This is a genomic window from Collinsella acetigenes, from assembly GCF_012844445.1.
Classification (GTDB): Bacteria; Actinomycetota; Coriobacteriia; order Coriobacteriales; family Coriobacteriaceae; genus Collinsella; species Collinsella acetigenes.
In genome coordinates this window covers 587,498-602,621 of the sequence record NZ_JABBCP010000001.1, presented here as the reverse complement: position 1 = coordinate 602,621, position 15,124 = coordinate 587,498, and the positions used below count along the sequence as shown (strand labels likewise).

General features: G+C 57.7%; 19 protein-coding genes. 1 reads left to right on the top strand and 18 read right to left on the bottom strand.

The window, feature by feature from the left end:
- Window positions 1-99: 99 nt before the first annotated feature.
- The gene (locus HF320_RS02665; RefSeq protein WP_169276907.1) at window positions 100-2,292 is read left to right on the top strand and encodes a transglycosylase domain-containing protein; all 2,193 of its coding nucleotides are present in this window, start codon (window positions 100-102) and stop codon (window positions 2,290-2,292) included.
- Window positions 2,293-2,471: 179 nt separating this feature from the next.
- Here HF320_RS02665 and HF320_RS02660 read toward each other — a convergent pair whose 3' ends face one another.
- The 18 genes from HF320_RS02660 to rpsE all read right to left on the bottom strand — a co-directional run bounded on the left by HF320_RS02660 (window position 2,472) and on the right by rpsE (window position 15,115).
- Window positions 2,472-2,909, bottom strand: coding sequence for an arginine repressor (locus tag HF320_RS02660; protein ID WP_022386622.1), 438 nt, complete (start codon window positions 2,907-2,909; stop codon window positions 2,472-2,474).
- A 151-nt stretch (window positions 2,910-3,060) separates the two neighbouring features.
- Window positions 3,061-4,119, bottom strand: coding sequence for a glycosyltransferase family 2 protein (locus HF320_RS02655; RefSeq protein WP_169276906.1), 1,059 nt, complete (start codon window positions 4,117-4,119; stop codon window positions 3,061-3,063).
- Between the two features lie 164 nt (window positions 4,120-4,283).
- Entirely contained in the window at window positions 4,284-5,111 is an 828-nt protein-coding gene (gene truA, locus HF320_RS02650) for a tRNA pseudouridine(38-40) synthase TruA (protein ID WP_169276905.1), read from the bottom strand.
- Window positions 5,112-5,136: 25 nt separating this feature from the next.
- Window positions 5,137-5,937 carry an energy-coupling factor transporter transmembrane component T family protein gene (locus HF320_RS02645; protein WP_169276904.1) on the bottom strand — a complete coding sequence of 267 codons (801 nt, stop codon included), beginning with the start codon at window positions 5,935-5,937 and terminating at the stop codon, window positions 5,137-5,139.
- Window positions 5,927-7,621 (bottom strand): ABC transporter ATP-binding protein, encoded by a 1,695-nt coding sequence (locus HF320_RS02640; RefSeq protein ID WP_169276903.1) that lies wholly within the window; start codon window positions 7,619-7,621, stop codon window positions 5,927-5,929. The genes HF320_RS02645 and HF320_RS02640 overlap by 11 nt, the downstream gene beginning before the upstream one ends.
- A gap of 120 nt (window positions 7,622-7,741) precedes the next feature.
- Window positions 7,742-8,227 (bottom strand): 50S ribosomal protein L17, encoded by a 486-nt coding sequence (gene rplQ / locus HF320_RS02635; protein WP_169276902.1) that lies wholly within the window; start codon window positions 8,225-8,227, stop codon window positions 7,742-7,744.
- 29 nt (window positions 8,228-8,256) lie between these two features.
- Window positions 8,257-9,198 carry a DNA-directed RNA polymerase subunit alpha gene (locus HF320_RS02630; RefSeq protein ID WP_169276901.1) on the bottom strand — a complete coding sequence of 314 codons (942 nt, stop codon included), beginning with the start codon at window positions 9,196-9,198 and terminating at the stop codon, window positions 8,257-8,259.
- A 32-nt stretch (window positions 9,199-9,230) separates the two neighbouring features.
- Complete coding sequence (gene rpsD / locus HF320_RS02625) at window positions 9,231-9,827, bottom strand: 30S ribosomal protein S4 (protein ID WP_040221052.1); 597 nt, start codon at window positions 9,825-9,827, stop codon at window positions 9,231-9,233.
- Window positions 9,828-9,846: 19 nt separating this feature from the next.
- A complete protein-coding gene (rpsK, locus tag HF320_RS02620) occupies window positions 9,847-10,251 on the bottom strand; it encodes a 30S ribosomal protein S11 (RefSeq protein WP_040221053.1) in 405 nt (134 codons plus the stop codon).
- Between the two features lie 16 nt (window positions 10,252-10,267).
- Window positions 10,268-10,642: a 30S ribosomal protein S13 gene (rpsM, locus tag HF320_RS02615; protein WP_022386613.1), complete on the bottom strand. Its 375-nt coding sequence runs from the start codon at window positions 10,640-10,642 to the stop codon at window positions 10,268-10,270.
- Window positions 10,643-10,657: 15 nt separating this feature from the next.
- The gene (rpmJ, locus tag HF320_RS02610; RefSeq protein WP_016309305.1) at window positions 10,658-10,771 is read right to left on the bottom strand and encodes a 50S ribosomal protein L36; all 114 of its coding nucleotides are present in this window, start codon (window positions 10,769-10,771) and stop codon (window positions 10,658-10,660) included.
- A gap of 149 nt (window positions 10,772-10,920) precedes the next feature.
- Window positions 10,921-11,139 carry a translation initiation factor IF-1 gene (gene infA, locus HF320_RS02605; protein ID WP_040221386.1) on the bottom strand — a complete coding sequence of 73 codons (219 nt, stop codon included), beginning with the start codon at window positions 11,137-11,139 and terminating at the stop codon, window positions 10,921-10,923.
- Between the two features lie 107 nt (window positions 11,140-11,246).
- Window positions 11,247-12,035 carry a type I methionyl aminopeptidase gene (gene map / locus HF320_RS02600; RefSeq protein WP_022386611.1) on the bottom strand — a complete coding sequence of 263 codons (789 nt, stop codon included), beginning with the start codon at window positions 12,033-12,035 and terminating at the stop codon, window positions 11,247-11,249.
- Complete coding sequence (locus HF320_RS02595) at window positions 12,032-12,658, bottom strand: adenylate kinase (RefSeq protein ID WP_169276900.1); 627 nt, start codon at window positions 12,656-12,658, stop codon at window positions 12,032-12,034. The genes map and HF320_RS02595 overlap by 4 nt, the downstream gene beginning before the upstream one ends.
- 18 nt (window positions 12,659-12,676) lie before the next feature.
- Complete coding sequence (gene secY, locus HF320_RS02590) at window positions 12,677-13,963, bottom strand: preprotein translocase subunit SecY (RefSeq protein ID WP_169276899.1); 1,287 nt, start codon at window positions 13,961-13,963, stop codon at window positions 12,677-12,679.
- Window positions 13,957-14,406 carry a 50S ribosomal protein L15 gene (rplO, locus tag HF320_RS02585; RefSeq protein ID WP_022386608.1) on the bottom strand — a complete coding sequence of 150 codons (450 nt, stop codon included), beginning with the start codon at window positions 14,404-14,406 and terminating at the stop codon, window positions 13,957-13,959. The genes secY and rplO overlap by 7 nt, the downstream gene beginning before the upstream one ends.
- Before the next feature lie 2 nt (window positions 14,407-14,408).
- Window positions 14,409-14,591 (bottom strand): 50S ribosomal protein L30, encoded by a 183-nt coding sequence (gene rpmD / locus HF320_RS02580; protein ID WP_022386607.1) that lies wholly within the window; start codon window positions 14,589-14,591, stop codon window positions 14,409-14,411.
- 2 nt (window positions 14,592-14,593) lie between these two features.
- Window positions 14,594-15,115, bottom strand: a complete 522-nt coding sequence (gene rpsE / locus HF320_RS02575; protein WP_022386606.1) for a 30S ribosomal protein S5 — start codon at window positions 15,113-15,115, stop codon at window positions 14,594-14,596.
- Window positions 15,116-15,124: the final 9 nt, after the last annotated feature.

Sequence of the window (15,124 nt, the reverse complement as noted above, 5' to 3'; positions counted from 1 at the left end):
GAGGACGATGGACGCGCTTTGCGCTAATGTGTTTGAGTATGCATGACCGTATGCTCTCGGAGCGCAATCGCGCCCCGTCACATCCACAGGAGGTACTCCATGGGTCCTCGCGAGCGACACGCACGCACCCGCGCCAAGACACATACCATCCCCATCATCTTGGGCTCGTTCTTCGGGTTCATGTTGATCTGCGGCATCGCCTTTGCCGTGGGCATGGTGGGCAATGTCTCGCGTTGGCTGTCCGATCTTCCGGACTATACCGACGCCAACGCCTACCTTGCCTCCGAGCCCACCACGATCTTGGATGCCAACAACAACCAGATCGCGATGCTCTACGTGCAAAACCGTGACAGCGTCACCAAAGACCAGATTAGCAAATACGTGCTTAAGGGCACTGTCGACGTTGAGGACGAGCGCTTCTACGAGCATAACGGCGTCGACTTTATCGGCATCGGCCGCGCCGTGCTAAGCCAGCTCTCCGGTCGCTCCGAAGGCGCGTCGACCATCACCCAGCAGCTGGTGCGTAACACCATTCTGTCTGAGGAGCAGTTCGACAACACCATCGAGCGTAAGGTCCGCGAGGCCTGGATCGCCCTGCAAATGGAGAAGATCTTCTCTAAAGACGAGATCCTCACCATGTACCTCAACACGATCTACTACGGACACGGCGCCTACGGTATCGAGGCCGCAAGCGAAATGTACTTCTCCAAGCATGCCAGCGAGCTCTCGCTCGCCGAAGCGGCGCTGCTCGTAGGCCTGCCCAACTCGCCCTCCTACCTCGATCCCACGGTGAACCCCGAAGGCGCCCTCGCCCGTCGCGACAAGGTTCTCGACAACATGCTGCGCCTGGGAACCATCACGCAGGAAGAGGCCGATGCCGCCAAGGCCGAGCAGCTCAAACTCAACGTTTCGGGCATCAGCGAGTCGGGCACCATCGCCTACCCCTACTTTGTCGACTACGTGCGCAGCCTGCTTCAGGAGCAGTTCTCCACCGACGTGCTTTTCAAGGGCGGTCTGACCATCAAGACCACCATCGACCCCACGATTCAGAAGGCAGCAGAGGATGCGGCCGTCCAGCAGCTCGTTGACGCCGGCGCCGACGAGCTCGACGTGGGCATGGTCGTCATTGAGCCTCAGACCGGTTATATCCGCGCCATGGTAGGCGGCCGCGACTACTACGCCAACGACAGCCACATCAACCATGCCACCTCGCGCCGCGCAGTGGGCTCGACCTTTAAGGGCCTCACGCTGGCCGCCGCCATCCACGACGGTATGAACCCCAACATCACGCTCAACTGCACCTCGCCTATGAAAATCGCCGATGGCTACACCGTGCAAAACTATGGCGGCACCAACTACGGCACCAAAACCCTTGCACAGGCAACGGCGGTCTCCTCGAACACGGGCTACGCCCAGGTGGCCCTCGCTATCGGCAACGACAAGATCATCTCCATGTGCAAGGACCTTGGCATCGATACCGAGGCCGCGGGCATGGATCCTTCCGTTCTCTCGCTTACCCTGGGTGCCATGGCACAAGGCATCACCCCGCTTGAGATGGCAGAAGCCTATGCGACCTTCGCCTCGGGCGGGCAGCATCGCAATGCCGTTGCCGTAACCGAGATCACCTCGCGCTCGGGCGCCACGCTCTACAAGCACGAGGACAAGTACGACCAGGTGCTCACCACCGGCGAAGCCCAGGCCGTAACCAACGTACTTAAGACCGTCATGCAAAGCGGCGGCACGGGCAGCTCCGGCGCCCTCTCCGTCAATCAGCCTGTTGCCGGCAAGACCGGTACCGCCGGTGACGCTGGCACCACCAGCGACATTTGGTTCTGCGGCTACACTCCGCAGTACTCCGTCGCCATCTGGGCAGGCCGCTCCAACTCCAACGCCGCCATCACGCGTTGGCACAACACACAGATCACCCTGCCCATCTTCCGCAAGTTCATGAATACGGTTCTTGCCGGCGTTGCTCGCGAGGAATTCCCCACGGGCGAAACGCCTTCCTATAAGGACAACTCCTCCTGGACCTTCGTTGGCGGCAGCGCCAAGAAAGACGACGAAGAGGATGAGGAGGAAGAGGAAGAGCAGAGCCCCGAGGAGACGGAAGGCGATACTCCCAGCGGCGACGGCACCGGCGGCGGCGAGGCACCCGAGCCGACGCCAACGCCCACTCCGGAGCCCACGCCCACTCCGGAGCCCACGCCGACGCCAACTCCGGATCCCACGCCAACGCCTACTCCGGACCCGGCTCCTACGCCAGACCCCGGTACAGGCGGAACCACTTCATAAGGCCAGCTTCTTTATCCCCCAGCTTTATCGCTGGGGGATTTTTTATCGCTCGATGCATTGATCTCGTGGGCGCGTTGCAACAGCACTTCGCACCCATTCAAACGTATGAGGGGCGCCGGCATCAACGCCCGCGCCCCTCGCAGAAACTCTGTCACATCCCGATACCGGATGGGAATCCCTTAACTTTTGGCACACCTCAACTTCTGAAGCAGAGCCTCCAGGCGCTGGGAGTCCTCCCCTGTTTGCGAGACCACGAAAATGGTGTCGTTTCCGGCAAGCGAACCCAAAACATCGGGCAGCTCGGCAGCATCGATTGCTGCGGCGATGCCATTTGCTGTGCCCGGCTGCGCCTTGACGATCAACATATTATCCGCGCGATGCACATCCACCACGAGCTCGGAAACCATGCGCTGCAGATGAAGGTCCTCTGCCAGCACGTATACGCCCTCGGGAAGCTTTCGCAGCCCCATCTCGGCAATATCGCGCGAAACCGTCGCCTGTGTGCAATCGAAACCCTCGGCCTTGAGTTCATCCACAAGCATGCGCTGCGTGCGGACATCACGATTACGCACGATGTCGCGAATCGCGTCCTGGCGCCCATTGCGTTTTTTTGCCATGCCTGTACGCGTCCTCTCCGTTTTTTTGAAAAGAGAAATGCACCACAGGGGTGCATCTTAACGGAATGATTATAGCTGCATACTTTTATCAAAATGTGCAAGAAAACGAATATATCCAGTCAGTAACGCCAGATTTACGTATGAGCGGACGCTAACGCACGATGGGTCCCAAAGGTATATGCGAAATGCGCGCCACCTCGCGTAGCCTCGAGCCCATGCAGCAGGCAGCGGCGTTCTTTTTTGCCATCGGCTTGTACATACAGCCAAATTCGCGAGCGGCATGGCTCATCCTCTGTACCGCACGCTGCGTAGCCTCGTCATCAAGCATATCTTGCACGCGCTGGGTTCGTTCCACAGACGATACGGAACTGTGGCCAATGCAGGCATTGTCAATACAGCTGATGACATCGAACAAGTAACGCCGATAAACGGGTTCCATCTCCTCGGCATCCAGATCGAAACCCCAGCTACGAAACAGATCCAAAAGCTCCGTATGCTCACGTTCGCACGAAGGATAACGGTCTGGATCGAACGACAGGGCCGCCGGCACCTGTCTCGTCACATGGTAACTGGGGCCGGCAAACACGCCCGCACGTTCCACGCGCTCAAGGCAGGCGATAACGACATCGAGGGGTTTTTCAGACATATGAGAAAGAACAAACGAGCGCATAACATCGGCATCGATGATCATCCCAAAGGGATCGTCCAGGACACCCAGCATCAGCAGCTCGCCCACCGCATGATGAAAATCGGCAGCGGTCTTCCACGTCATTGTGTTAAACGTCGTAACGCTCGAAGAGCGCTCGTGATTGCGCCCGGAATAGACATCGAACGACTGCGTGGGAATGGCCAACTGCAAATCGTTGGCGCGCATAAAAGGCATCACATCGTACAAGAGCCCGCCGCCCAGCCAGTCGCCGGGGCGCAGCATCATAACGTACGAGCCGCGCGCCGCACACAAGGCGGTATGGTTGCCAACCGCCAGGTTGTCGGTATCCAGGTGGATGTACTCAACACGGATATCGCGGTCATGAAAACGTTCGCAAATCGAAGGCGTCCGATCGCTCGAGGCGCAATCCGCTACAACCAGCTCGAAGTCCTCAAACGACTGGTTGAGCACGCTCTCGATCGCGCGCACAGCAGTATCGGCGTCGTTATGCAGCACCATCACGACGGAGACAAGCGGACGTTTTGATTCGCGATGAGCCAAGAGCAGACCCTCCGATACAGACCTCAATTGCATCTGATGGTAGCATCTCTACCCACGTTGCCGTCCTTGTCCCCCGTCGCGCCGCACATGTGCAAAATAACAACACCATTAAACGGTAGGACAGCACGCTGGAACGGTTTGGAGCCGCTGACTACCCAACGTGCCTACTCAGCTTGCGTCAATACGCCCTCGTCATATTCCACCGCCATGAAGCACAGACCTTGCGCAGGGGCTGTGGGGCCAGCCGCCTGTCGAGAACGGGCGGCAAGAACCTCATCGATCCATTCGGGCTCGCGCCGATGCATGCCCACCTCAACAAGGGTCCCCACAATCGTTCGGACCATCGAGTGCAAAAAGGCGTTTCCGCAAATGGTAAAGGTGATGCAGTCTTCTCCCAAGCTGCTTTCGTGACCAAACCCCGCAGAGATCACGCAGCGATGCGTCGGCTTGCCCTCGGCAGAAGACGCTTTGCAAAAGCTCTTGAAATCGCGCTCCCCCAACATACGTTGAGCAGCCGCATCCATCGCCTCCACATCCAGCGCCTGCCTGTGCCACCAGGTCACACTGCGCGTGAGCAACGGCGGTGCATCTCCTGTAGCAATGCGATACGTATACGTACGCGAACGCGCATCAAAACGTGCCGAGAAACCCGGCGCTGCATGCCACACCTCGTGCACGGCGATATCGCGCGGCAACAGCGCCACCAGCGCGCGCATCCAACGTGAGCGCGTGATCTCGAGCTCCGCCGCCGTGGCGGGAAAACTCACGTACTGGCTAATGGCATGAACGCCGGCATCGGTTCTGCCGGCACAGGTCAGATCGATTGGGCGACGCAAAAAGGTCTCCACCGCGCGACGGATCTCGCCCGCAACGGTCGTCTGACCCGGTTGCTCGGCAAATCCGCTGTAGCCCGAACCGTCGTAGCCCAGCTGCAAGACGATGGTCCCATCAAGCACCTCGGGGGCATCGAATTCCCGCGTTTCCCGACCCATCACGGCATTCCTTTCCAAACGTCGTCTACCAGCCCATGATGCCCGTAAGCACCATGGAACACGTCACAACAATACCAGCAATCAAAAGAGCCCAATCACTCCGGCAAAAACTGCGCGCGGGAATCTCTATAGAAGAACCGTTCGCATAACAGCGCGACGCCATGGATTCCGCCAGGCTGTCCGCCCGACGAAAGAGGCCCACAACCAGCGGCGTGAGAACCGACGCCCAAACGCGAACGCGCTCAAATAGGCCGCCTTCGTCAAAGCGAACCCCTCGCGAGCGCTGGGCCATCTGGATACGGCCATATTCCTCGGCAACAATGGGAATAAAGCGCAACGCCAAAGAAAGAACAAGGCCGATATCGGCAACCGACACCCCCACAGCACCCAGGGGACGCAAAAGGCGCACACATGCATCGGAAATCTCCGGCGGCGTGGTCGACGCCGAAACCGCACAGGCAAACCCGGCAAGAAGCACGATACGCAAAACGGCGCAGGCGCCTCGTACCGCGCCAGCGGTACTGATGCCAAGCGGACCCACGATCGTAATATCGCCGTGCCCGTCCAACACCAAGGCATTTGCTAGAAGAGTAAACAGCAAGATGACCGTCACCGGTCGTACGGCGCGCACAAGCGATCTCCACTCGACGCGCGCGGCACGCATCGCCAAGGCCAGCAGCGCGAACCAAACGACAATCGCCCATGCCGCCTGGCAGGCAAAAACTCCCGCGGTGAATACAAGAAGCAAGAGCAGCTTGACGCGGGCATCGATGCGAGAAAGGGGCGTATCGGCGGCAACAAAAGAGCCCAATGGATTAGTGCGCATTGCCCTCCCCCGCTTCGCTACTAGCTTGCAAGGCATCGGAAAGCGCCTGTGCCAGCACGACATTTTCGGGCGCTTTTATGCCCGCGCGTTCAAACAGCTCAAAGTGGCAACACACCTCTGCAGCATCGCCTTGCCATAGCATGCTGCCGCAAGAAAGCAACGCCACGCGGTCGGCAACGGCCAGCCACTCCTCCAAGTCGTGGCTCACCACAACAACCGGCGCCCCCGCATTGGCAAGCTCTCGCACCAAGCGATGCATGTCGTGTCGGCCTTGAACATCAAAACCGGCCGTCGGCTCATCAAAAAGATAGCCTTTCGCGCCAATAGATAGAACGGATGCGATGGCAACACGACGGCGCTGCCCGCCCGAAAGCGCATAAGGGTAGAAATCGAGCTGCTCATCGGAAAGACCAACAAGGCGTGCCGCATGACGCACCGCTTTGTCCACATCCGCCGCATCAAGATGCGCGCAACGTGGCGCAAGGGCAATTTCATCATACGCAGAATTGAGAAACAGCTGATTTTCGGGTCGCTGGAAAGACATGCCGCACACACCCGGAGTCAGGCGTGCACCGCAGATCCTCACGGCACCAGAATCAGGTTTAACCAAGCCCGCGAGAATCGTCGAAAGCGTCGATTTACCGCCGCCCGAAGCACCAGCAAGGAGGGTGACCGTACCGGCCGGTGCCTCGAGGCTAACATCATTTAGAACGGGATTGCCGGGCTCATAAGAATGAACGATGTGCTCTGCCACGATTCCGGGCTGCTCGGGAGCAGGCCCCCGCTCATAAGAATGAGCACGTGCACGGCATGCCTCTATCACAGACAAAACGTCAGTCTTACGAATCGCACGGGATTCCAGAGCCAAAATAAGCCACTCTTTAATGGTGTTAGGTGTAACACTCGCGCCCGGCTTAAATCCAAGGCGCATAGCGGCTCTCAGTGCCCTAACAAAGCCGCTGTCCCGAAGAGGATCGCCCGGAAGATCTCCTTCATGGCGCAAAAGCTCTAGCGGAGTGCCTTCCCAGCCAAGTTCGCCATCGTGCATCAGCACAACGCGATCACTCGAGAGCACCTCCTGCGGCTCGTGGGTGATTTGAACCACGCCAATACCCTGCTCCCGTGCCAGCTGGAAAACAAGCGTGCGAAACGAAGATCGAATGGCAGAATCAAGCATCGAAGTTGCTTCATCAAGAACCAAATAACGCGGATGCATGGCGAGCACGCCAGCAAGAGCCAAACGCTGCTGCTCCCCGCCCGAAAGTGCCGTCGTATCGCGTCTCTCAAAGCCCGCAAGACCGCACTGCTCAAGAGCCTCCATAACGCGCTGACGAACCTGGAGCTCGGGCAAGCCTAGGTTGCGCGGACCAAAAGCAACCTCATCAAAAACGAGTGTCGATACAATTTGATCAAGGGGGTTTTGCCTCACCAGCCCCACAAGACGACGGACTTCGAGACGAGAATGCTCATCCGCAGCGGGATCGAACCCGTCAACAACAACCATACCCTCATGGCTAAGACGCACAGCGCACATCAATGCAGCAAGGGTCGACTTGCCGCTTCCGTTGGAGCCAACCAAGGAGACAATCTGACCGGGAGCAACGCTCAACGAGATGTCGTGCAGAGCAAAACGAGACCCACCGGTATCACCCAGCGAAACAGCAGCGTGTCTTACCTCGAGCATATTCACCCCCAGCTATCGATCGCGGCATCCTTACGCCTTGCGGGCACATCGGCCCATCATACGAAAAAAGGGGCACGCATGCGCGCACCCCTTTTAAATTTGATCAAATGATCTTTGACGCTACTCAGCGTCGGCCTTTTCGACCTCAGCTGCGGGAGCCTCGACGGTCTCCTCGACCTCTGCCTCAACCTTCTTGGGGGCAGCAGCCTTCTTAGCAGCCTTCTTGGGAGCCTTCTTGGCAACGGGCTCGGAAACGATCTCGATGATGACCATCTCGGCATTGTCGCCCTTACGACGGCCAAGCTTCATGATGCGCGTGTAACCGCCGTTACGGTCGGCCCACATGCCCTGAGCAGCCTTGTCAAAGAGCTCAGCCACAAGCTGCTTATCGCCAAGCTTGGCGATAGCAAGACGACGAGAGTGCAGGTCGCCCTTCTTGGCCCACGTGATGATAGGCTCAGCGAAAGAGCGCAGGGCCTTGGCGCGGGTCTCGGTGGTCTTGATGCGATCGTTCTCGAAGAGAGCCTTAGCGAGGCTCTTCTTCATGGCCTTGGTGTGGCTGGCGTCGGTGCCGAGCTTAAGGCCTTTCTTGACGTTGTGACGCATTGTCTGGTTTCTCCTCTAAAAACAGGGCACTATGCCTTGAGGCTCAGGCCCATAGACTCAAGCTTGTCCTTGACTTCCTCGATCGACTTAACACCGAAGTTACGGATGTTAAGCAGGTCGTTCTCGGAGAACTCCACCAGCTGACGCACGGAGTGGATGCTCGCGCGCTTCAGGCAGTTGTAGGAGCGAACCGAGAGGTCAAGATCCTCGATCTGCTTGTCGAGCTCAGCATTGTCGCTGGTCTGCTCGGGAGCAAAGATCGAAATCTCTTCCTCCTCCTCGGGGGTCTCAGCCAAATTCATAAAGGCAGCCATGTGCTGGTTGATGATATTGGCAGCCTGCACGACGGCGTCACGAGGAGAAAGCGCACCGTTGGTCTCGACCTCGAGAACGAGGCGATCGTAGTCGGTGTGCTGACCCACGCGGCAAGCCTCAACGAGCTTGGCGCAACGGTGAACAGGCGAGTACAGCGAGTCGACATGAATAACACCAATGGGATCGCTGTCGCGCTTGTTCGACTCATAGGAGACATAGCCGCGGCCATAGCCGATACGCATGCTCATCGTGAGGTGGCCGCCCTCGTTGAGGGTAGCGATGTGCTGCTCGGGGTTAACGAGCTCGAACTCCGAAGGAATGAAGAAGTCTGCACCGGTAACCTCGCAAGGACCGTCGACCGAAATGGTCGCAGTAGCCTCATCGGTGGTACCGAGCGAACGGAACACCAGACCCTTGACGTTCAGGACGATATCGGTGACATCCTCAACCATGTTGGGGATAGTCATGAACTCATGCTGCGCACCATCAATCTGGATGGCCTCAACCGCAGCGCCCTCGAGCGAGGAAAGCAGGACGCGACGCAGGGAGTTACCAAGCGTATCGCCATAACCACGCTCGAGAGGCTCAACGGAGACGCGCGCAGACGTTTCGTTGATTTCCTCGACCTGAACCTGGGGCCTAATGAATTCTGACATGTATTACCTCCAGCCTCAGCAGCCCGAATGGACTACTTAGAGTAGAGCTCGACGATGAGCTGCTCGTGGATATCACCGCTGATCTGCTCACGCGTCGGCAGAGCGAGCACGTTACCAGACAGCTTCTCGATATCGACCTCGAGCCAGCCGGGGACCTCGAAACGCTCGGAGGAGATCAGAGCCTCCTTGATGGGAAGGAGATCACGGTACTTCTCGCCGACAGCGACAACGTCGCCGGGCTTGACGAGATAGGACGGGATGTCAACACGACGGCCGTTCACGGTGAAGTGACCGTGACGCACGGACTGACGTGCCTCCTTGCGAGTGCGGGCAAAGCCCAGACGGAAAACAACATTGTCGAGACGGGTCTCGAGAATGATCATCAGGTTCTCGCCGGTAACGCCCTTCATCTTACGAGCACGGACGAAGTAGCTGTGGAACTGCTTCTCGAGCACGCCGTAGATGAACTTAACCTTCTGCTTCTCGCGCAGCTGCATGCCGTACTCGGATTCCTTGCGACGGCGCTTGGGCTGGCGGATAGATTCCTTCTTGCTGCTGTAACCAAGCTCAGCGGGATCGATCCCGAGCTGACGGCAGCGCTTGAGAACCGGAGTCCTGTCGATTGCCATAGTTTATCGATCCTTTCAGTTACACGCGACGACGCTTCTTGGGGCGGCAGCCGTTGTGCGGGATGGGAGTCTTGTCCTGGATGCTCGAAACCTCGAGGCCAGCGGCCTGGAGGGAGCGAATTGCGGTCTCGCGGCCAGAACCAGGGCCCTTAACGAAGACGGCAACCTTGTGCATACCGTGCTCCATGGCGATCTTGGCGCAAGCCTCGGCAGCCATCTGAGCAGCGAACGGGGTGGACTTACGGGAGCCCTTGAAACCAACCGTTCCGGCAGACTTCCAGGCAATGACATTACCCTGGGCGTCGGTGATGGAAACGATCGTGTTGTTGAACGTGGAGCGGATATGCGCCTGTCCAACAGAGATGTTCTTACGATCAGAGCGCTTGATGCGGGCGCTGCGAACGTTCTTCTTAGCAGTAGCCATGATGCGTCAGTCTCCCTTATTTCTTCTTCTTGGCACCGATCTGACGCTTCGGACCCTTGCGGGTACGAGCGTTAGTGTGGGTGCGCTGTCCACGGACAGGGAGGCCCTTGCGGTGACGGAGGCCGCGGTTGCAGCCAATATCCATCAGACGCTTGACGTTCATGTTGCGCTCACGGCGCAAATCGCCCTCAACCATGAGCTGGGCGTTGTCGATGTACTTACGGATTGCATCGACTTCGTCTTCCGTAAGATCCTTCACACGGGTGTCAACATTGATGTTGCACTCATTGCAGATCTTGGTGGCGGTAGTGCGGCCGATGCCGTAGATGTAGGTCAGACCGATCTCAACACGCTTCTCGCGCGGAAGGTCGACACCATTAATACGGGCCAACGTTGGTCTCCTCTCTTAGCCCTGACGCTGCTTGTGGCGAGGATTCTCGCAGATAACGAGAATCTTGCCGTGGCGTCGGATGATCTTGCACTTATCGCACATCTTCTTGACCGAAGGACGTACCTTCATCGTTCTTCCTCTCGGTAGTGCTCAAACTACAACGTACTATATCTACTCGCCCAGCCGCAGGCGTTAAAAACGATAGGCTGGATACACATGCAAACGCGATCGCGGGTTGAGCACTCCTGCGATCGACGACATGCACTTTGTGCTTATCGCTACTTATAGCGATAGGTGATACGCCCGCGCGTCAGGTCATACGGGGAAATCTCCACGACAACCTTGTCGCCGGGAAGAATACGGATGTAATTCATGCGGATCTTGCCCGAAATAGAGCACAGAACCGTTGCACCGTTCTCGAGCTCGACGCGAAACATGGCGTTGGGGAGCGGCTCAGTTACCGTACCCTCGAGTTCGATAGCATCTTCCTTCTTCACAAGCAATCATCTTTCTCTATAAAACGACAGCAATTGAGAATTCTATAACACAATGGGCGAAGCAGTAAAAGATTCGTAATCGCTCCACAACAAATGCGTTATTGACATTACATGCAGCCACCTTGGAGACTGCACCACGCGCCGTGCTCGTCGGCAGTGAGAACCACAGGACCATCTTCTGTGATGGCAATGGTGTTCTCGAAGTGGGCGGCACATAGGTGATCGCGAGTAGAGACCACCCAACCGTCCGCTCCCGTGGAAACGTGATTGGAGCCCAAGGTGATCATGGGCTCGATGGCAATGACCATACCCGCACGAAGGCGCACGCCCCTCCCCTTCTTACCAAAGTTGGGAACGTTAGGCTCCTCATGCATGTCACGGCCAACACCATGACCGACATAATCGCGCAGGACGCCAAATCCATGAGACTCGGCAAGCGATTGAATCGCATAGCCGATATCCCCAATGGAGTTACCAGGCACTGCCTGCTTGATGCCTGCGATCAAGCAGTCGCGTGTAACCTGGCACAAGGTCTGTGCCTCGGCAGAGGGAGTTCCACAATAGAACGTCCAAGCGTTATCCCCTACCCAACCGTCGACGACAGCACCGGTGTCAACTGACAAGATGTCGCCATCGCGCAAGATGACATCGGGATTGGGAATTCCGTGAACCACCTGATCATTAACAGAGGCACAGATGGTTCCGGGAAACCCACCGTATCCCTTGAAGGCAGGTTTGCCCCCATGCATACGGATAATCTGTTCTGCCAGCTGATCGAGCTCGAAGGTGGAAACGCCAGGGCGCACCATGGCTCCAACATGGCGGAGCGCCATCTTAGATAGCGCTCCAGCCTTTTTCATCTCTTCGATTTGTGCTGCGGTCTTGATCTTGATCATAGACCGAGGACGTCCTTGACCTCGTTATAAACGACATCGGCATCGCGATCACCGTCAACGACCTTCAAGATGTTCTGTCCACGATAGTACTCGACCAGCGGGCTGGTGTTCTTCTCGTAGACATCGAGACGGTTCTTGATGGTCTCGGGCTTATCGTCATCGCGCTGATACATATCGCCACCGCAGGTGGGGCACACGGTATCGGAAGCGGTACCGGTGTAGCCGCAGTCACGGCAAGTGCGGCGCGAAGACAGACGACCGATGATAACATCGCCAGGAACGTCCACAAGCAGGGCACAGTCAAGAGAGCGGCCCATAGCAGCGAGCTCGGAATCGAGCGTCACGGCTTGAGCGGTGTTGCGCGGGAAGCCATCGAGGATGAAGCCCTTCTGGGCATCGTCGGCAGCAAGGCGCTCCTTAACCAGATCGATCACCAACTGGTCGGGCACAAGCTCGCCAGCATCCATGTACTTCTTGGCCTGAACCCCCAGCTCGGTACCACCCTTGACGGCAGCACGAAGCAAGTCGCCCGTGGAGATGTGAGCCACGCCAAACTCGGCAACAAGACGCTGAGCCTGCGTGCCCTTACCGGCACCGGGTGCTCCCAAAAGTACGAGATTCATGAGATGCTCCTTCTCGAATTATTTAAAGAACCCGTCGTAATCGTACATCTTCATCTGGCTCTCCACCTTGGCGATGGTATCGAGAACGACGCCCACCATAATAAGGATGGAAGTACCGCCAAAAGCACGGATCAGAGTGTTGCCGGTGAAGCTGAACACAATCGAAGGCACAATGGCGATGATTGCCAAAAAGATGGCAGAAGGCAGGGTGATCTTGGACAGCGCGTTCTTGATGTAGGCAGCAGTAGCGCGACCCGGGCGCACGCCAGGGATAAAGCCACCCTGCTTCTGCAGGTTGTCGGCAGTATCCTCGGGATTGAACACCATAGAGGTGTAGAAGTACGCAAAGAACACGATGAGCACGACGTTAAGCACCCAATTGAGCCAACCAGAAGACAGCGCGCCAGCGACGACCTGAATCCAAGCCACACCGGGGAAGAACACAGCGATCTGCGCCGGGAAGTACAGAAGTGCACTCGCAAAGATGATGGGAATAACGCCCGCGGTATTGACCTTAATAGGAAGATACGTGGACTGGCCGCCCATCATACGACGACCGACAACGCGCTTGGCATACTGCACCGGAATACGACGCTGACCACGCTCGATGTAGACGATCAGCGGAATGACGATCAAGATGACGACGCAAACGATAACGGTCATCAGGATGCCGCTGCTTCCGTTCTCAACACTAGAGTAAATCGACTGGGGCAGGCCCGCCATGATGTTGGCGAAGATGATAAGGCTCATGCCGTTGCCGATACCACGCTGAGTGATGAGCTCGCCCATCCACATGATGAGCATAGCGCCGGCGACAAGGGTGCCCACGATCACGATATCGAAAATGATCTCGGGAGCGTCGGCGCCGTTGAAGCTGATACCGAAGCTCTTGAACAGGAACAGATAACCGATCGAGTTCAGAATCGCGAGAGCAAGCGTCAGATAACGCGAATACTGGGTGATCTTAGTCTGACCGACCTCGCCCTCACGAGCAAGCTCGTGCAAAGACGGCACCACGGCCTGAAGCATCTGAAGGATGATCGAGCTCGTGATGTAGGGCATGATGCCCAAAGAGAACACCGACACGTACGCCAAAGCGCCACCGGAGAACAAGTTCAGCAGGGCCATAGCACCCGAAGCCACCGAGGTACCGGTATTCGAGAAAAGGCCCGTTATCCCCTGGAAGGGGATACCGGGCACGGGAATGTGCGCACCGAGACGGTACAACACAAGCATGGCGATGGTGAAAATGATCTTGCCGCGCAGCTCTTTGATAGAGAATGCGTTTTTAAGACCAGTTAGCACGGCAGCTCGACCGACCCTCCGGCGGCCTCGATCTTAGCCTTGGCAGAAGCCGAAGCCTTGTCGACCTTGACCGTGAGTTTCTTGCTGATCTCGCCGTTGCCGAGCACCTTGACGGGCTCGAACTCGCTCTTGATGAGGCCAGCGGCCTTCAGAGCTGCACCGTCGACCACAGCGCCGTCCTCGAAACGGGCATCGAGAGCGGAGATGTTGATCGGGCTGTACTCGATACGACGGGGGTTGCGGAAGCCGGGGAGCTTAGGCAGACGCATCGCGAGCGGGGTCTGGCCACCCTCGAAACCAGCGCCCTTGGTGCCACCGGAACGAGAACCCTGGCCGTTCTGACCGCGACCGGCAGTGGTGCCGTGACCGGAAGAATTACCGCGACCGACACGCTTACGCTTGTGCGTAGAGCCCGGTGCGGGAGTAAGATCGTGAAGCTGCATTGCTACTCCTCTACAATCTCGACAAGGTGCTTGACCTTGAAGAGCATACCGCGAACGCTCTCGTTATCAGTGATCTCGCGCTCTTCACGGATCCTGTGAAGACCGAGGGCGCGAACGGTCTTAACCTGATCGTCCTTGCAGCCGTTGGTGCTGCGAATCTGACGAATCTTGATGGTGTTAGCCATTCCTACTTCACCTTCCCGGTAAACATCTCGGAAACGGTGATACCACGACGAGCGGCGACATCCTCGGGAGCGGAGAGCTCCTTGAGGCCCTCGCAAGCGGCCTTGATGATGTTCAGACCGTTGTCGGTACCGAGAGACTTGGACAGGACGTTCTTGATGCCGGCAAGCTCGAAGAGGGGACGCACGGCGCCACCGGCGATAACGCCGGTACCCTCGACAGCGGGCTTGATGACGATGCGGCCAGCACCGAAGTGACCCTCGACCTCGTGAGGAATGGTACCATCCTCGGTCACGGGCACGTGGAACATGTTCTTCTTGGCGTCCAGGGAAGCCTTGGAGATAGCCAGGGGCACCTCAGCGGACTTACCCATGCCAAGACCAACATTGCCCTTGCCATCGCCCACGACAACGAGAGCGACGAGGGACATGCGGCGACCGCCCTTGACGGTCTTGGAAACACGGTTGATGAAAACGACGCGCTCCTCGAACTCGGAGGCCTCGCGCTGCTTTTGATTACGAGCCATGTGCTACAA

Excerpts from the sequence above, each read along its gene's own strand:
- truA (WP_169276905.1), bottom strand. The coding sequence starts at position 5,111 with ATGGGTCGGGAAACGCGGGAATTCGATGCCCCCGAGGTGCTTGATGGG.
- rplO (WP_022386608.1), bottom strand. The coding sequence starts at position 14,406 with ATGCAGCTTCACGATCTTACTCCCGCACCGGGCTCTACGCACAAGCGT.
- rpmD (WP_022386607.1), bottom strand. The coding sequence starts at position 14,591 with ATGGCTAACACCATCAAGATTCGTCAGATTCGCAGCACCAACGGCTGC.
- rpsK (WP_040221053.1), bottom strand. The coding sequence starts at position 10,251 with ATGGCTACTGCTAAGAAGAACGTTCGCAGCGCCCGCATCAAGCGCTCT.
- HF320_RS02640 (WP_169276903.1), bottom strand. The coding sequence starts at position 7,621 with ATGCTCGAGGTAAGACACGCTGCTGTTTCGCTGGGTGATACCGGTGGG.
- rpsD (WP_040221052.1), bottom strand. The coding sequence starts at position 9,827 with ATGGCAATCGACAGGACTCCGGTTCTCAAGCGCTGCCGTCAGCTCGGG.
- rpsE (WP_022386606.1), bottom strand. The coding sequence starts at position 15,115 with ATGGCTCGTAATCAAAAGCAGCGCGAGGCCTCCGAGTTCGAGGAGCGC.
- HF320_RS02645 (WP_169276904.1), bottom strand. The coding sequence starts at position 5,937 with ATGCGCACTAATCCATTGGGCTCTTTTGTTGCCGCCGATACGCCCCTT.
- rplQ (WP_169276902.1), bottom strand. The coding sequence starts at position 8,227 with ATGCGTCACAACGTCAAGAAAGGCCTTAAGCTCGGCACCGACGCCAGC.
- map (WP_022386611.1), bottom strand. The coding sequence starts at position 12,035 with ATGATCAAGATCAAGACCGCAGCACAAATCGAAGAGATGAAAAAGGCT.
- HF320_RS02660 (WP_022386622.1), bottom strand. The coding sequence starts at position 2,909 with ATGGCAAAAAAACGCAATGGGCGCCAGGACGCGATTCGCGACATCGTG.
- HF320_RS02665 (WP_169276907.1), top strand. The coding sequence starts at position 100 with ATGGGTCCTCGCGAGCGACACGCACGCACCCGCGCCAAGACACATACC.
- HF320_RS02630 (WP_169276901.1), bottom strand. The coding sequence starts at position 9,198 with ATGTCAGAATTCATTAGGCCCCAGGTTCAGGTCGAGGAAATCAACGAA.
- HF320_RS02595 (WP_169276900.1), bottom strand. The coding sequence starts at position 12,658 with ATGAATCTCGTACTTTTGGGAGCACCCGGTGCCGGTAAGGGCACGCAG.
- rpmJ (WP_016309305.1), bottom strand. The coding sequence starts at position 10,771 with ATGAAGGTACGTCCTTCGGTCAAGAAGATGTGCGATAAGTGCAAGATC.